General features: G+C 70.9%; 2 protein-coding genes. Both read left to right on the top strand.

Annotated elements, in window-relative coordinates; translation table 11 throughout:
• Positions 1–110 precede the first annotated feature (110 nt).
• Positions 111–11,468, top strand: coding sequence for a non-ribosomal peptide synthetase (locus tag AADR41_RS11575; protein WP_342281265.1), 11,358 nt, complete (start codon positions 111–113; stop codon positions 11,466–11,468).
• Positions 11,465–18,550, top strand: a complete 7,086-nt coding sequence (locus AADR41_RS11580; protein WP_342281266.1) for an amino acid adenylation domain-containing protein — start codon at positions 11,465–11,467, stop codon at positions 18,548–18,550. Before AADR41_RS11575 ends, AADR41_RS11580 begins: the two co-directional genes overlap by 4 nt.
• Positions 18,551–18,698: the final 148 nt, after the last annotated feature.

The raw sequence follows: 18,698 nt of genomic DNA on the forward strand, positions 1-18,698 counted from the left end.
CCCGCCCCACCGCACCGCTCAGCACCATCCGCATGTCATCCACCGTGGCTCCGTCGGTCTCCCGGCACGCCGCGAGACCACGAGATCCGAGCTACCAAGAAGGTGTCGAGATGTCCCAGCCGCAAGCAGATCCAGCTCTCTCCCCCGGCGTCGTCGTTCCCGCGCACGTCGCCGCGTACAACGACACGGCCGAGAACCTTCCCGAAGGTGCGCTGCACGCTCTCTTCGCCGCGCAGGCCGCCCGCACCCCGCAGGCCGTCGCACTCGTCCGCGAGGAGCGCAGTCTCACCTACCGGGAGCTGGACGGAGCGGCCAACGCTCTCGCACACCGGCTTGTCGCCGAGGGCGTACGGCCCGGCGACACCGTCGGCCTCCTCTTCGACCGCTCGTTCGCCTACGTCATCACGGTCCTCGCCGTGCTGAAGAGCGGCGGCGTGTACGTACCCCTGGACCCCCGCCAGCCCGAGGAGCGCCTCGCCTGGATCCTCGGCAACACCGGGGCCGGCCTGCTGGTGACCGACCGCCCGGCCGAGGAGACCGGCTTCGCCGGGGAGCTGCCCGCCCTGCGACTCGACGACACACTCGCCACGGCCGACACGGCAGCCACCCCACCCGAGGTCACGGTCCACCCGGACCAGCCGCTGTACATGATGTTCACCTCCGGCTCCAGCGGCACCCCCAAGGGCGTGGTGAACACCCACCGCAACGTCGTCGAACTGGCCCTGGACCCCGGCTTCGGCGCCACGGCCCACGAGCGGGTACTCGCCTACTCGCCGCTGCCCTTCGACTCCTCAACCTACGAACTGTGGGTGCCACTGCTGCGCGGCGGACTGGCCGTCGTGCTGTCCGCCCCGAAGGTCGACATCGGCGAGCTCGCCGACGCCATCACCCGCTACCGGGCCACCGCCGCCTACTTCACCACCGCCCTCTTCGACGCCATGGCCAGCGAGGCGATCGACGCCCTGGGGCAGCTGCGCGAGATCTGGACCGGCGGCGACGTACTGTCCGCCACCGCCCTCCAACGAGCCCTCGACCACTGCCCGGACACCACGTTCGTGCACGTCTACGGCCCCACCGAGGCCACCGTCTTCTGCAGCTACCAGGCGTTCACCCCCCAGGTCCGCACCCTCGACCGGCTGCACCTCGGCATCCCGATGGCGAACACCGCGATGTACGTCCTGGACGGCGAACTCCGCCACAGTGCCGAGGGCGAGACCGGCGAGCTCTACGTCGCGGGACCGCACCTCGCCCAGGGTTACGCCCGGCTGCCCGGCCTGACCGCCGAGCGGTTCACCGCCGACCCCTACGGACCGGCCGGCAGCCGCATGTACCGCACCGGCGACCTGGCCGCCTGGAACGAGCACGGCGAGATCGTCTTCCTCGGCCGCGCCGACCAGCAGGTCAAGCTGCGCGGCAACCGCATCGAGCTGGGCGAGATCGAGACCGTGCTGGTCCGCCACCCCTCCGTGGCCCAGGCCGCGGTCATCGTCCGTGAGGACCGGCCCGGCGACAAGCGTCTGGTCGCCTACGCCGTACCCGCCGAGGAAGGCGTCCTGGACGGAGCCGAACTCCTCCGGTACGCGGGCGAGCAGCTCGTCGAGTACATGGTGCCCTCGGCCGTCGTTCCGATGGGAACCCTGCCACTGACCCCGAACGGCAAGCTGGACCGGCGTGCGCTGCCCGCACCCCGGGCCGGTGCGGCAGCCGGCGGCCGGGCCCCGCGCAACCCGGTCGAGGAGGTCCTCTGCGGGCTGTTCGCCCACTCCCTCGGCCTGCCGGCGATCGGCATCGACGACGACTTCTTCACCGCCGGCGGCCACTCACTGCTGGCGACCCGGCTGGTGAGCCGGGTACGCACCGTCCTCGACGTCCAGCTGACGCTGCGGCAGTTCTTCGAGTACCCGACCGTGGCGCTGCTCGCCGAGTACGTCGCCACCGGCGCAGGAGAGTCCGCCCGCCCGGCCCTGACCGCCCAGGAGCGGCCCGAACCGCTGCCCCTCTCGGCGGCCCAGCAACGGCTCTGGTTCCTGGACCAGTTGGAGGGCCCCTCGGCGACGTACAACATTCCGCTCGCCGTCCGGGTCCGCGGTGACCTCGACGTCGCCGCCCTGGAGTCCGCGTTCACCGATGTCGCGGGACGCCACGAGAGCCTGCGCACCGTGTTCGGCCAGGCGGAAGGGCGGACGTACCAGCGGATCCTGCCCGCCGACAGCGTCCGGGTGGAGCTGCCGGTCACCCCGGCGACCGAGCAGGAGGTCGCCGCGCTGCTCACCGCCGAGTCCGAGCGCATCTTCGACCTGGCGGCCGATCTGCCGTTCCGGGCACGGCTGTTCAGTCTCGGCGAGCACGAACACGTGCTCCTCGTCGTCATGCACCACATCGTCTCCGACGGCTGGTCCTACCAGCCGCTGATGCGCGACCTGAGCACCGCCTACGCGACCCGCTCCCGCGGTGAGCGCCCGGCCTGGGAGCCGCTGCCCGCCCAGTACGCCGACTACACCCTCTGGCACCGCGGCGTGCTCGGCGACCCCGGGGACGAGGAGAGCCTCGCCTCCCGCCAACTCGACTACTGGCGCCGGACCTTGGCCGACCTTCCGGAAGAGGTCACCCTGCCCGCGGTGCGGCCGCGGCCGGCCGTCGCCTCCTACCGAGGCGCCACCCACACCGTGCACTGCCCCGAGGAGATCCACTCCTCGCTCGCGGAGCTGGCACGAGAGTCCGGAGCCTCGGTCTTCATGGTGGCTCAGGCCGCGGTGTCGACGCTGCTGTCCCGTTCCGGCGCCGGCCACGACATCCCGCTCGGATCACCGATCGCCGGCCGGACGGACCAGGCCCTCGACGACCTCGTCGGCTTCTTCGTCAACACCCTCGTCCTGCGCACCGACACCAGCGGCGACCCGAGTTTCCGCGAGCTGCTCACCCGGGTCCGCGAGACCGATCTCGCCGCCTGGAGCCATCAGGACCTGCCGTTCGACCGGCTGGTCGAGGCCCTCAACCCCGACCGGTCAGCCGCCCGGCACCCGCTCTTCCAGGTGATGCTGACACTCACCGACGCGGCCACACCGACGCTCGTCGCCCAGGAGCTGGACACCGAATCGGAGTTCACCTGGCTGCGGTTCGCCAAGTTCGACCTGACGTTCTCGTTCGCGGAGCGTCGTTCGGTGGATGGTCGGCCGGGTGGGCTGGACATCACGATCGAGTACGCGACGGATCTGTATGACGCTCGTTCGGTGGAGTTGGCGGGTGAGCGGCTGGTGCGGTTGTTGGGTGCTGCGGCTTGTGCGCCGGATGTGCCGGTGGGTGAGTTGGAGTTGTTGTCGGTGGGTGAGCGTGGGGTGTTGTTGGGGGAGTGGGCCGGTGCGGTGACCGGTTCTCCGGATGCCGGGCTTGCGGGGTTGTTCGGGGCGCAGGTGGTGCGGACGCCGGATGCGGTTGCGGTGGTGGGTGAGGGGCGTGAGCTTTCGTATCGGGAGCTTGACGGTCTGGCCAATGGTGTGGCGTGTCGGCTGATCGCTGAGGGGGTGCGGCCGGGTGGTCGGGTCGCGTTGTTCCTGGAGCGGTCGGTGGGTGCGGTGGTTGCGACGTTGGGTGTGGTGAAGGCGGGGGCGGTGTATGTGCCGTTGGATACGCGGTATCCGGCGGATCGTGTGGAGTTGATCGTGGGGGAGTCGGGTGTCACGCATGTGGTGACGGACCGGGATCCGGGTTCTTTGGTGTTGCCGGCGGGTGTTCGGGTGTTGGGTCCGCTGTCCGGTGGTGGTTTCTCGGGTGTCTCGGATCCTGGTGTGGTGGTGCATCCGGATCAGCCGGTGTACGCGATGTTCACGTCGGGTTCGACGGGTGTGCCGAAGGGTGTTGCGGTCACGCATCGCAATGTGGCGGATCTGGCCGCGCAGACGATGTATGCGAACGGGAGTCACTCCCGGGTGTTGTTCCACTCGGCGATGGCGTTCGACGCGTCGACGTACGAGATGTGGGTGCCGTGGCTGAACGGCGGCACCCTCGTCTTGGCCCCCGCAGGGCATCTCGACGCGGCGGCGTACGAGGCCCTGATCGCTGAACAGGGAATCACCGCGCTGTGGTTGACGGCGGGTCTGTTCCGCGTCATGGCGGAGGAGGCTCCGGAGGCGTTCGCGGGGGTGCGTGAGGTGTGGGCGGGGGGTGACGTGGTGCCGCCGGAGGCGGTGCGCCGGGTCATGGACCGCTGCCCGGACGTCACGGTCGTCAACGGCTACGGTCCGACGGAGACCACCACCTTCGCCTCCACCCACCGCATTCACCGTCCGTTGGACTATGCGGGTGCGATTCCGATCGGTGAGCCGCTCGACAACCACCGTCTGTATGTTCTTGACGAGGGTCTGCGGTTGGTTGCGCCGGGTACGCCGGGCGAGTTGTACATCGCGGGTGCCGGTCTGGCGCAGGGGTATCTGGACCGGCCGGCGCTGACCGCCGACCGTTTCGTCGCGGATCTGTACGGTCCGGCCGGTGCGCGGATGTACCGGACCGGGGACCTGGTCCGCTGGAACCTGGAAGGTTCCCTCGAATACCTCGGCCGCGCCGACCAGCAGGTCAAGCTCCGCGGCTTCCGCATCGAACTCGGCGAGATCGAGAGCGCGTTGACCGCACGGGCGGAGGTAGGCCAGGCCACCGTCGTCGTACGGGAGGACCGGCCCGGCGACAAGCGCCTCGCCGCGTACCTCGTCGCCGCCGACGGCGCCCGGATCGACACCGAAACGGTGCGCCGTGAGATCGCCGGCGTGCTCCCGGAGTACATGGTCCCGTCCGCCTTCGTGGTTTTGGACGAGATCCCGCTCACCGTCAACGGCAAGGTCGACCGCCGCGCCCTTCCCGCGCCCCGGCAGAGTGCCGACACCGCCGGGCGCGCCCCCCGGGGACCGGTCGAGGAGGTCCTGTGCGGCCTTTTCGCGGAGGTCCTGGGACTGCCCTCGGCCACCATCGACGACCACTTCTTCAACCTCGGCGGGCACTCGCTCCTCGCCACCCGCCTCATCAGCCGGATCCGGCAGGCCTTCGGCGTCCAGATCACCGTCCGGGATCTCTTCCAGGGCCCCACGGTGGCCGCACTGGCCGAGTGCGTCGAAGCGGGCGGCGACGCCGTGCAGCGGCCCGCGCTCCGGGAGGCGGTCAGGCCCGACCGGGTGCCGCTCTCCTCCGCCCAGCAGCGCCTGTGGTTCCTGCACCACCTGGAGGGGCCGTCGGCCACGTACAACATCCCGCTGGCCCTGCGCCTCACGGGAGCGCTCGACCCGGACGTCCTCCAGACCGCGCTCACCGACCTGGTGGTGCGGCACGAATCGCTGCGCACCCTCTTCGGGACGGCCGACGACGCCGCCTACCAGTGGCAGCTCCCGGCTGCCGAAGTCCGGGTGGAGCTGCCGGTCCGCGCGGTGACCGGCGCCGGCCTGGCGGCGGAGCTCGCGGAACACGCCGCCCGCAGCTTCGACCTGGAATCCGAACTCCCCGTCCGCGCCACCCTGTTCGAGATCGGGGACCAGGAGCACGTACTGCTGGTGGTGATGCATCACATCGCCTCCGACGGCTGGTCCACCACCCCGCTGCTGCGCGACCTGGCGGCCGCCTACGCCGCCCGTGCCGGGGGCCTCGCTCCCGCATGGGATCCGCTGCCGGTGCAGTACGCCGACTACACACTCTGGCAGCAGGAGCTGCTCGCGGCGGACGGGGAGCGGCAGTCCGAATTCTGGCGCCACGCACTGGACGGGCTGCCCGACGAGGCCACCCTGCCGGCCGACCGTCCGCGCCCGGCGGTCGCCACCTACCGCGGCGACACCCACAGCGTCCACGTCCCCGCCGAGCTGCACGACGGGCTGACCCGGCTGGCCCGGGAGACCGGCAGCACGCTGTTCATGGTGGCCCAGGCCGCCGTCGCCACCGCACTGTCCCGTTCCGGCGCGGGGGAGGACATTCCGATCGGCGCCCCGATCGCGGGCCGCTCGGAGCAGTCCCTCGACGACCTGGTGGGCTTCTTCGTCAACACCCTGGTGCTGCGCACCGATCTGGCCGGCGACCCGAGTTTCCGTGAGCTGCTGACCCGGGTCCGGGAGGCCGACCTGGCGGCCTGGGCCCACCAGGACCTGCCCTTCGACCGGCTGGTGGAGACCCTCAACCCCGAGCGCTCCACCGCTCGGCACCCCCTCTTCCAGGTCGTTCTCACCCTCCAGGAAGCCGTCACCCCCACCCTCGAACTCCCGGGAATCACAGCCGAGTCGGGCTTCGCGACCCTGGACATCTCCAAGTTCGACCTGACCTTCTCCTTCCACGAACACCGCACGGCCGACGGCCGCCCGGGCGGGCTGGACATCAGGGTCGAGTACGCCACCGACCTGTACGACGCCGGCACCGTCGAGGCGGTCACCGCCCGACTGGTACGGCTGCTGGGCGACGCCGTCGAGCGACCCGAAGTCCCCGTGGGTGAGCTGGAGTTCATCGGCGCGGACGAGCGTCACCGCCTCCTGGAGCAGTGGAACGGCGAGGTCACCGGCACCTCTGGCGCTGGCCTCGCGGAGCTGTTCGCCGCGCAGGCCGCGCGCACCCCGGACGCGATCGCCCTGGTCGACGGCGACCGGGAGCTGACCTACGCCGAGCTGGACGAGGACACCAACCGGCTGGCCCACCACCTCGTGGGCCTCGGCGTCCGGCCGGAGAGCGTCGTCGCCGTACTGATGGAGCGGTCGGCGGAGCTGCTCACCGGACTTCTCGCGGTGGTCAAGGCCGGCGGCGTCTACGCCCCGCTCAACACCGCGGACCCCGACACCCGGCTGCTGCGAATCCTCACGGAGACCGGGGCGCCCGTCCTGCTCACCGACCGGGCCCTGGCCGAACACTCCGTCGTGACCCGGACCGACGCCCGGACGGTCGTGCTCGACGGGACCGCCGGATTCGCCCACCTCCCCACGACACCTCCGGCCCCCCACGCCCATCCCGACCAATGGCTGTACGTGATGTTCACGTCGGGTTCGACGGGTGTGCCGAAGGGCGTCGCGGTCACCCATCGCAATGTGGCGGACCTGGCCGCGCAGACCATGTACGCCAACGGCAACCACACCCGGGTGCTCTTCCACTCGACACACACCTTCGACGCCTCCACGCACGAGATCTGGGTGCCGTGGCTGAACGGCGGCACGGTCGTGGTGGCACCGCCCGGGTACCTCGACCCCGGCACGCTGGGCGGACTTCTGACCGAGCGCGGGATCAGCTCGCTGTGGTTGACGGCGGGTCTGTTCCGGGTGATGGCGGAGGAGGTCCCGGAGGCGTTCGCGGGGGTGCGTGAGGTGTGGGCGGGGGGTGACGTGGTGCCGCCGGAGGCGGTGCGCCGGGTCATGGACCGCTGCCCGGACATCACCGTTGTCAACGGTTACGGTCCGACGGAGACGACGACCTTCGCCACGACCCACCGCATTCACCGTCCGCTGGACTACGCGGGTGCGATCCCGATCGGTGAGCCGCTCGACAACCACCGTCTCTACGTCCTGGACGAGGGCCTGCGGCTGGTCCCGCCGGGCACCCCCGGCGAGCTGTACATCGCCGGCGCCGGTCTCGCCCGCGGCTACCTCGGCCGACCGGGCATGACGGCGGAACGCTTCGTCGCCGACCCGTACGGTCCGGCCGGTGCGCGGATGTACCGGACCGGGGACCTGGTCCGCTGGAACCTGGAAGGTTCCCTCGAATACCTCGGCCGTGCCGACCAGCAGGTCAAGCTCCGCGGCTTCCGCATCGAACTCGGCGAGGTCGAGAGCGCGTTGACCGCCCACGGGAGCGTGGGCCAGGCGACCGTACTGGTGCGGGAGGACCGGCCCGGCGACAAGCGGCTCGTCGCCTACCTCGTCGCCGCCGACGCTGCCAGGATCGACGTGGCCGAACTGCGCGGTCACGCCTCGGACGCCCTGCCCGAGTACATGGTCCCGTCCGCCTTCGTGGTCCTCGACGAGATCCCCCTCACCACCAACGGCAAGGTCGACCGACGGGCCCTGCCCGCACCCCAGGTCTCCCACGCCACCACTGGGCGCGCCCCGCGCACACCGCAGGAAGAGGTGCTCTGCGGTCTCTTCGCGGCCGTCCTCGGACTGCCGTCGGTCAGCATCGACGACCACTTCTTCCACCGCGGCGGCCACTCGGTGCTCGGCACCCGGCTGATCAGCCGCATCCGGCGGGCCTTCGGCGTCCAGCTCGGAGTGAAGGACCTGTTCCGCAACCCCACGGTGCTCGCGCTCTCGGAGTGCGTCACCGCGGGCAGCGGCGAACTGCCCAGGCCGGCGCTGACGGCCGAGGAGCGGCCGGAGATCGTGCCGCTGTCCTCCGCCCAGCAGCGGCTGTGGTTCCTCGACCAGATGGAAGGCCCGTCCGCCACCTACAACATCCCCCTCGCACTCCGCCTCAAGGGCCCACTGGACCACCGGGCCCTCCAGCTCGCCCTCACCGACATCACCACCCGTCACGAAGGCCTGCGGACCGTCTTCCCGACCCATGAGGGCACCCCCCACCAGCACATCCTTCCCCCGACCGCCATCGACCTCCCGCTGATCGACACCACCGAGGAGGAGCTCACCGCACGACTGGCCGACCTCTCGTCGGCCACCTTCGACCTCTCCGTCCAGCCGCCGATCCGCACACACCTGCTGTCGCTCGGCGAGCAGGAGCACATCCTGCTGGTGGTCATCCACCACATCGCCTCCGACGGCTGGTCCAACGGACCGCTCTTCCGCGACCTGGCCACCGCCTACGAGGCCCGCACCGAGGGCGCCGCCCCGCAATGGGAGCCGCTGCCGGTCCAGTACGCCGACTACTCCCTCTGGCAGCAACGCCTCCTCGGCAGCGACGAGGAACGCCAACTCGACTACTGGCGCTCCGCGCTGGCGGACCTTCCGGAGGAAGTGACACTCCCCACGGACCGCGCCAGGCCGGCCACCGCATCCAACCGCGGCACCACACACACCGTGCACTGCACGGCCGACCTGCACCAGTCGCTCAGCTCACTGGCCCAGGAGACCGGCAGTACGCTCTTCATGGTGGCTCAGGCCGCGGTGTCGACGCTGCTGTCCCGTTCCGGCGCCGGCCACGACATCCCGCTCGGTTCGCCCGTCGCGGGGCGCACCGACCCGGCCCTCGACGACCTCGTCGGCTTCTTCGTCAACACCCTCGTCCTGCGCACCGACACCAGCGGCGACCCGAGTTTCCGCGAGCTGCTCACCCGGGTCCGCGAGACCGACCTCGCCGCCTGGAGCCATCAGGACCTGCCGTTCGACCGGCTGGTCGAAGCCCTCAACCCCGAGCGCACCACCGCCCGGCACCCCCTCTTCCAGGTCATGCTCACCGTCGGCGACATGTCGGCCGATGCCCCCGAACTCCCGGGACTGGAAGCCACGTACGAGTTCTCGAAGGTGGAGATCGCCAAGTTCGATCTCACCTTCGGCTTCGCGGAGCGTCGTTCGGTGGATGGTCGGCCGGGTGGGCTGGACATCACGATCGAGTATGCGACGGATCTGTATGACGCTCGTTCGGTGGAGTTGGTGGGTGAGCGGCTGGTGCGGTTGTTGGGTGCTGCGGCTTGTGCGCCGGATGTGCCGGTGGGTGAGTTGGAGTTGTTGTCGGTGGGTGAGCGTGGGGTGTTGTTGGGGGAGTGGGCCGGTGCGGTGACCGGTTCTCCGGATGCCGGGCTTGCGGGGTTGTTCGGGGCGCAGGTGGTGCGGACGCCGGATGCGGTTGCGGTGGTGGGTGAGGGGCGTGAGCTTTCGTATCGGGAGCTTGACGGTCTGGCCAATGGTGTGGCGTGTCGGCTGATCGCTGAGGGGGTGCGGCCGGGTGGTCGGGTTGCGTTGTTCCTGGAGCGGTCGGTGGGTGCGGTGGTTGCGACGTTGGGTGTGGTGAAGGCGGGGGCGGTGTATGTGCCGTTGGATACGCGGTATCCGGCGGATCGTGTGGAGTTGATCGTGGGGGAGTCGGGTGTCACGCATGTGGTGACGGATCGGGATCCGGGTTCGTTGGTGTTGCCGGCGGGTGTTCGGGTGTTGGGTCCGCTGTCCGGTGGTGGCTCTTCGGGTGTCTCGGATCCTGGTGTGGTGGTGCATCCGGATCAGCCGGTGTACGCGATGTTCACGTCGGGTTCGACGGGTGTGCCGAAGGGTGTTGCGGTCACGCATCGCAATGTGGCGGATCTGGCCGCGCAGACGATGTATGCGAACGGGAGTCACTCCCGGGTGTTGTTCCACTCGGCGATGGCGTTCGACGCGTCGACGTACGAGATGTGGGTGCCGTGGCTGAACGGCGGCACCCTCGTCGTGGCCCCCGCAGGACACCTGGCACCCGCCGACTACCAGCGGTTGCTGTCCGAGCACCGGATCAGCGCGCTGTGGTTGACGGCGGGTCTGTTCCGGGTGATGGCGGAGGAGGTCCCGGAGGCGTTCGCGGGGGTGCGTGAGGTGTGGGCGGGGGGTGACGTGGTGCCGCCGGAGGCGGTGCGCCGGGTCATGGACAACTGCCCGGACGTCACCGTTGTGAACGGTTACGGTCCGACGGAGACGACGACGTTCGCCTCCACCCACCGCATTCACCGTCCGTTGGACTTTGCGGGTGCGATTCCGATCGGTGAGCCGCTCGACAACCACCGTCTGTATGTTCTGGACGAGGGTATGCGGCTGGTTGCGCCGGGTACGCCGGGCGAGTTGTACATCGCGGGTGCCGGTCTGGCGCAGGGGTATCTGGACCGGCCGGCGCTGACCGCCGAACGTTTCGTCGCGGATCTGTACGGTCCGGCCGGTGCGCGGATGTACCGGACCGGGGACCTGGTCCGCTGGAACCTGGAAGGTTCCCTCGAATACCTCGGCCGCGCCGACCAGCAGGTCAAGCTCCGCGGCTTCCGCATCGAACTCGGCGAGATCGAGACCGTCCTCGCCGGCCGGCCGGGCGTGGCCCAGGCCACTGTCGTCGTCCGCGAGGACCGGCCCGGCGACAAACGCCTCGTCGCCTACCTCACCGCCGAAGAAGGCGCCCGGATCGAACCCGGGGACGTACAGAAGCAGGTGTCCGGGCTGCTGCCCGACTACATGGTCCCGTCCGCCTTCATGGTCCTCGACGAGATCCCGCTCACCGTCAACGGCAAGGTCGACCGACGCGCCCTGCCCGTACCCCAGCTCACCAACGAGGCCACCGGACGCGCACCGCGCACCGCGAAGGAAGAAGTCCTCTGCGGCCTCTTCGCGGAGATCCTGGGACTGCCGTCGGTCTCCATCGACGACCACTTCTTCAACCTCGGCGGGCACTCGCTCCTCGCCACCCGGCTCGCCGGCCGGATCCGCACCGTACTCGGGGTCGAACTTTCCGTGGCGACCCTCTTCGAAAACCCGATCGTGGCCACGCTCGTCGAGAAGCTCGACGGCGCCGAGGCCGCGCGGCCCAGACTTCGGCCGATGCGCCGGATGGGAGTGACCAAGTGATTCCCTTGTCCTTCGCCCAGCAGCGGCTGTGGTTCATCGCCCAGATGGAAGGGCCGTCGACCACCTACAACATCCCGCTCGCCGTGCGGCTGAACGGCGAACTCGACCGCCCGGCCCTCCGGTCGGCTCTCCTGGACCTGGTCGGCAGGCACGAGAGCCTGCGCACCCTCTTCCCCGACCAGGACGGCACCCCCTACCAGCACATCCTTGCCGAGGCGGACGTGGAGCTCCCGCTCCCGGTCGTCGCGGCCGATGCCGCGACGCTGCCGGCCGTTCTCGCCGAGGAGTCCGCCCAGGTCTTCCACCTCGCGGCCGACCTGCCGGTCCGGGCCCGCCTGATCGCCCTCGGCGAGCAGGAGCACGTCCTGCTCATCGTGATGCACCACATCGTGTCCGACGGCGGCTCGACCGCTCCTCTGCTCCAGGACCTCGCCACCGCCTACGAGGCCCGGGCCCGGGGCGCCGTGCCCGAGTGGGAGCCACTGCCGGTCCAGTACGCCGACTACACCCTGTGGCAGCAGGAACTGCTCGGCGAGGGCGACGACCCGGACAGTGCCGGATCCCGCCAACTGGAGTTCTGGCGCGGTGCACTGGCCGACCTGCCGGAGGAGGCCACCCTGCCGGCCGACCGGCCGCGCCCGGCCTCCGCCTCGTACATCGGCGCCACCTGCGATGCGCATCTGCCCGCCGACGTCCACATCGGTCTCACCCACCTCGCGCGGGAATCCGGCGCCACCCTGTTCATGGCGGTCCAGGCCGCCGTGGCGACCGCCCTCTCCCGCTCCGGCGCCGGCCTCGACATCCCGATCGGCTCCCCGGTCTCCGGCCGCATCGACGAGGCGCTCGACGGCCTCGTGGGCTTCTTCGTCAACACCCTCGTCCTGCGCACCGACCTGACCGGCGACCCGAGCTTCCGCGACCTGCTCTCCCGGGTCCGCAGGACGGACCTGGCGGCCTGGGACAACCAGGACCTGCCCTTCGACCGGCTGGTCGAGGTGCTGAACCCCGAACGCTCGGCCTCCAGGCACCCGCTCTTCCAGGTGATGCTCACCATGGGCGAGGCCGGCTCGGACGTCATCGGATTCCCGGGGCTCGACGCCCGGACCGAGTACAGCGCCCTGCAGATCGCCAAGTTCGACCTGACCTTCGGCTTCGCCGAGCACCGCACCCGCGACGGCCGTCCGGACGGTCTGGACATCACCATCGAGTACGCCACCGACCTCTACGACGCCCGGACGATCGATGCCCTCATGGCACGGCTGAACCGCCTGCTGGAGGCCGTCGTCACCTCGCCCGACACCCCGCTCTCCGTCCTCGACCTGCTCGGCGAGCACGAGCGGCGACTGCTCCTGGAAGAGCGCAGCGGCACCACCACCGGGACGTCCGGGACGAGCCTGGCGGAGCTGTTCGCCGCCCAGGCCGCCCGGACCCCGGACGCGATCGCTCTGGTGGACGAGGACCGCGATCTGACGTTCGCCGAACTCGACGAGGTCACCAACCGGCTGGCCCACCACCTCATCGGCGCCGGAGTCGAGCGGCACGACGTGGTCGCCGTCCTCATGGAGCGCTCGACCGACCTGCTCACCGCCCTGCTCGCCGTGGTCAAGGCCGGTGCCGTGTACGCCCCGCTGAACACCACCGACCCGGACAGCCGCCTCGTCCAGATCCTGGCCGACACCCAGGCACCGGTCCTCCTCACCGACCGGGCACTCTCGGACCACCAGGTCGTCCAGGACGCCGACGCGCGGATCATCGTCCTCGGCGACACCACCGGCCTCGACCGGCTGCCCGCCACCGCTCCCACCCACACCATCCACCCCGACCAGCCGGTGTACGCGATGTTCACCTCGGGATCGACGGGTGTGCCCAAGGGCGTCGCGGTCACCCATCGCAATGTGGCGGACCTGGCCGCGCAGACCATGTACGCCAACGGCAACCACCGGCGCGTGCTGTTCCACTCGCCGGCCGCCTTCGACGCCTCCACGTACGAGATCTGGGTGCCGTGGCTGAACGGCGGCACCGTCGTGGTCGCACCTCGTGGCCACCTCGCCCCCACCGACTACCAACGGCTGCTCACCGAGCACCGGGTCACCGCGCTCTGGATGACCGCGGGTCTCTTCCGGGTCATGGCGGAAGAGGCGCCGGGCGCGTTCGCCGGGGTGCGTGAGGTGTGGGCGGGCGGTGACGTGGTGCCGCCGGAGGCCGTGCGCCGGGTCATGGACAACTGCCCGGACGTCACCGTCGTCAACGGCTACGGTCCGACGGAGACCACCACCTTCGCCTCCACCCACCGCATCCACCGGCCACTGGACTACGCGGGTGCCGTCCCGATCGGTGAGCCGCTCGACAACCACCGCCTGTACGTGCTCGACGCCGGCCTGGGGCTGGTTCCGCCGGGGGCTCCCGGCGAGCTGTACATCGCGGGCGCCGGCCTGGCACAGGGCTACCTCAACCGTGCCTCACTGACGGCGGAACGCTTCGTCGCCGACCCGTACGGTCCGGCCGGTGCGCGGATGTACCGGACCGGGGACCTGGTCCGCTGGAACCTGGAAGGTTCCCTCGAATACCTCGGCCGCGCCGACCAGCAGGTCAAGCTCCGCGGCTTCCGCATCGAACTCGGGGAGATCGAGAGCGCGTTGACCGCCCACGAGAGCGTGGGCCAGGCGACCGTACTGGTGCGGGAGGACCGGCCCGGCGACAAGCGGCTCGCCGCGTACCTCGTCGCCGCCGACGGCGCCCGGATCGACACCGACGCGGTGCACCGGGAGATCTCCGGCGCGCTGCCCGAGTACATGGTCCCGTCCGCCTTCGTCGTGCTCGACGAGATTCCGCTCACCACCAACGGCAAGGTCGACCGACGCGCCCTGCCCGCACCCCGCCGCAGCACCGACACCGGTGGGCGCGCGCCCCGTACACCCGCCGAGGAAGTGCTGTGCGGCCTCTTCGCGGCCGTTCTCGGACTGACGTCGGTCACCATCGACGACCACTTCTTCCGGCGCGGTGGCCACTCCCTGCTCGCCACCCGGCTCATCAGCCGCATCCGGGCCGTCTGGGAGACCGAGATCACTATCCGGGACCTGTTCCAGTACGCCACGGTCGCGCAGCTGGCCGAGCGGATCGCGGCCGAGGGCAGCGGCGAGCGCCGGCCGGCGCTGACGGCCGAGGAGCGGCCGGAGATCGTGCCGCTGTCCTCCGCGCAGCAGCGGCTGTGGTTCCTCGACCAGATGGAAGGCCCGTCCGCCACCTACAACATCCCCCTCGCACTCCGCCTCAAGGGCTCACTGGACCACCGGGCCCTCCAGCTCGCCCTCACCGATGTGGCCACCCGTCACGAAGGCCTGCGGACCGTCTTCCCGATTCACCGGGGCACCCCCCACCAGCACATCCTTCCCCCGACCGCCTCCGACCTGCCCCTGATCCGCACCACCGAGGAGGAGCTCGCCGGCCGGCTGGCCGTCCAGGCCGGGCGGACCTTCGACCTGGCAGGTGAACTCCCTTACCGGGCGCAGCTGTTGCAGATCGGCGCCGAGGATCACGTCCTCATGCTGGTGATCCACCACATCGCCTCCGACGGCTGGTCCAACGGACCGCTCTTCCGCGACCTGGCCACCGCCTACGAGGCCCGCACCGAGGGCGCCGCCCCGCAATGGGAGCCGCTGCCGGTCCAGTACGCCGACTACTCCCTCTGGCAGCAGCGGATCCTGGAGCGCGACGAGGAACGCCAGCTCGACCACTGGCGCGGGGTGCTCGCCGATCTGCCGGAGGAAGCCACTCTGCCCGCCGACCACGCCCGCCCCGCCGTCGCCTCCAACCGCGGCCGCACCCACGCCGTGCACTGCCCCGCCGAACTGCACACCGCTCTGATGTCGCTGGCCCAGGACACCGGCACCACCCTGTTCATGGTGGCCCAGGCAGCCGTGGCGACCCTGCTCTCCCGGTCCGGCGCCGGCCACGACATCCCGCTCGGCTCACCCGTCGCGGGCCGCACCGACCAGAAGCTCGACGACCTTGTCGGCTTCTTCGTCAACACCCTCGTCCTGCGCACCGACACCAGCGGCGACCCGAGTTTCCGCGAGCTGCTCACCCGGGTCCGCGAGACCGACCTCGCCGCCTGGGCCCACCAGGACCTGCCGTTCGACCGGCTGGTCGAAGCCCTCAACCCCGAGCGCACCACCGCCCGGCACCCCCTCTTCCAGGTCATGCTCACCGTCGGCGACACCAGCGGCGAAGCGCCCCGGCTCGCCGGACTGGACAGCGAGTTCGCCGTCCCGCCGGTCTCCGTCGCCAAGTTCGACCTGACCTTCGCGTTCGCCGAGAACCGCGCCGCCGACGGCCGGCCCGACGGCCTCGACATCATGATCGAGTACACCACCGACCTGTACGACGCACGCACCGTCGAGGCCACGGCGGACCGCCTGGTCCGGCTCCTCAACGGCGCCGTCGCCACCCCCGATCTGCCCCTCGCCGAGCTGGAGATGGTCTCCGGGCAGGAGCGGGACCGGCTGCGGGAGTGGAGCGGGGCACAGTCCCCGGCGCCCGGCCAGGGACTCGACGCGCTGTTCACGGCGCAGGCCGCCCGCACCCCGCACGAGGTGGCGCTGGTCCACGAGGAACAGCGGGTGACCTACCAGGAGCTGGACATCTGGTCCAACCGGCTGGCCCGCCACCTGACCGCACGCAAAGTCGCCCCGGGCAGCATCGTCGCCATCCACCTGGAACGGTCCCCGCAGCTCGTCGCCACCCTGCTCGCCGCCCTGAAGGCGGGCGCTGGATACACCCTGCTCGACCCGCAGTTCCCGGCCGACCGGCTGAACACCGTGCTCGGCCAGACCGACCCGGCGGCACTGGTCACCCAGGCGCACCTGACGGCCCTGTCGACCCCCGCCACCCTGATCGACCTCACCGCGGAGATACCCGCGATCAGCGCCCTGCCGGGAACCCCCGTGGAGACGGGAGGGCACCCGGAGTCCATCGCCTGCGTGATGTTCACCTCCGGATCGACCGGAGTACCCAAGGGCGTCGCGGCCTCGCACCGGGCGCTGGCCGCCACGTTCATCGGCCCCGACTACCTGGACTTCGGACCCGGACAGACGTACCTGCAGAGCTCGCCGGTGTCCTGGGACGCCTTCGCCCTGGAGGTCTTCGGACCGCTCCTGCACGGCGGCGTCTGCGTCCTGCAGCCCGGCCAGCACACCGACCCGCACCAGATCGCGGAGCTGGTGGAACGGCACTCCATCACCACCCTGCAGATGTCGGCGAGCCTGTTCAACCACATGCTCGACGAGCACCCGGCCGTCTTCTCCCGGATCAAGGAGGCCATGACCGCGGGCGAGGCGGCCTCACCCGCCCACACCGCCAAGGCACTGGCCGACCACCCCCACCTCCACCTCGTCAACGGCTACGGGCCGGCCGAGAGCATGGGCTTCACCACCACCCACACCCTCACCGGACCGGCACCCGCCATCCCGATCGGACGGCCGATCGCGGGCAAGCACGCCTACGTCCTGGACGAGAACCTCCGGATGCTCCCGCCGGGCGTCCCCGGCGAGCTCTACGTCGCCGGACACGGCCTCGCCCACGGCTACATCGGACAGCCCGCACTCAGCGCCGAACGGTTCGTCGCCGACCCCCACGGCGTCCCCGGCTCACGGATGTACCGGACCGGCGACCTGGCCCGCTGGAGCCAGGACGGGGCGCTGGAGTATTTCGGCCGGGCCGACCAGCAGATCAAGCTGCGGGGCTTTCGCATCGAGCCCGGTGAGATCGAATCGGCGCTGCTGCGGCACCCCACCCTCGCCCAGGTGGCGGTGCTGATCCGCGAGGACCGGCCCGGAGACAAACGGCTGGTGGCGTACGTGGTACCCACCGAAGGAAGCCGGCCGGACCTTCCCGAGCTGCGCCGGCACGCGGTGGCGGCCCTGCCCGAATACATGGTGCCCGCCACGATCGTGCCGCTGGACGCGCTGCCCCTGACGGTCAACGGCAAGCTCGACCGCCGGGCACTGCCCGAACCGCCGCAGGCCGACACCGCCGGCGGCAGGGAACCCCGCACCCCGGCGGAAGAAGTGCTGTGCGGCCTCTTCGCGGAGGTCCTCGGACTGACCTCGGTCACCATCGACGACCACTTCTTCCAACTGGGCGGCCACTCGCTGCTCGCCACCCGGCTGATCGGCCGGATCCGCTCCATCTGGGACACCCGCGTCACCATCCGCGACCTGTTCCAGTACCCGACACCCGTACTGCTCGCCGAACACATCGCCACGAACACGGGCGGCGACCCGATGGAGACGCTGCTGCCGATCCGCGCCGCGACCGCCACCGGCACCGAGGCCCCGCTGTTCTGCGTCCACGCGATCTCCGGGATGAGCTGGTCGTACGCCGGTCTGCTCCGGCACATCGGCGGGCAGCGGCCACTGATCGGCCTCCAGGCCAAGGAGCTGACCAGCCCCTCGGACCGGCCGGCCGGCATCGAGGAGATGGCCGACGGGTACGTGGCCCAGATCCGTTCCGTCCAGCCCCACGGCCCGTACCACCTGCTCGGCTGGTCGTTCGGCGGACTCGTGGCCCACGCGATCGCCGCCCGGCTGGAGGAGCAGGGCGAGCAGGTGGCACTCCTCGCCCTGCTCGACTCCTACCCGCTGCCCGACGGATTCCGGCCACCGGCCATCACCGGCCGGGAGGTGCTGACCGCCCTGCTCGGCGGCCGCGGCGCCGGACTCGACGTCCGCTGCGCCGATTCCGCCCCCGACGCCGAGGAACTGGCCGCCGTGCTGCGCGCCGAGGACGCGATCCTGGGCGCTCTGGAGCCGGCCCAGGCCGCGGCGGTCGTCACCGCCACGGCCGGCAACCTGGAGATGCGCTACCGGTACGTTCCCCGGCGGCGGTTGGGCGGCGACGCGGTGTTCTTCGGCGCCGCCCGCACCCCCGCCGCGACCGGCGGCGCCGCGGCCTGGGCCCCCCATGTCACGGGCCGGGTCGAGGAACACGAAATCGACTGCGAGCACTGGGACATGACCACGGCCGAACCGCTCCGCGAGATCGGAAAGGTGCTGGCGGAAGAGTTGCGCGGGGTTCGCCACTGATCCATCGGCACACCGGTGCCCGGGACCGCCCACGACGGCGGACCCGGGCACCTTCGCGTGCGCCGCGGCCACGGGCCCCAATTGCCCGCGGGCTGCCGCTCATGCCGCCGGGCGAAGGGTTCCGGCCTGCATAGCGTGAAGTCATCCG

Source organism: Streptomyces sp. CLV115, from assembly GCF_038448545.1.
Classification (GTDB): domain Bacteria; phylum Actinomycetota; class Actinomycetes; order Streptomycetales; family Streptomycetaceae; genus Streptomyces; species Streptomyces sanglieri.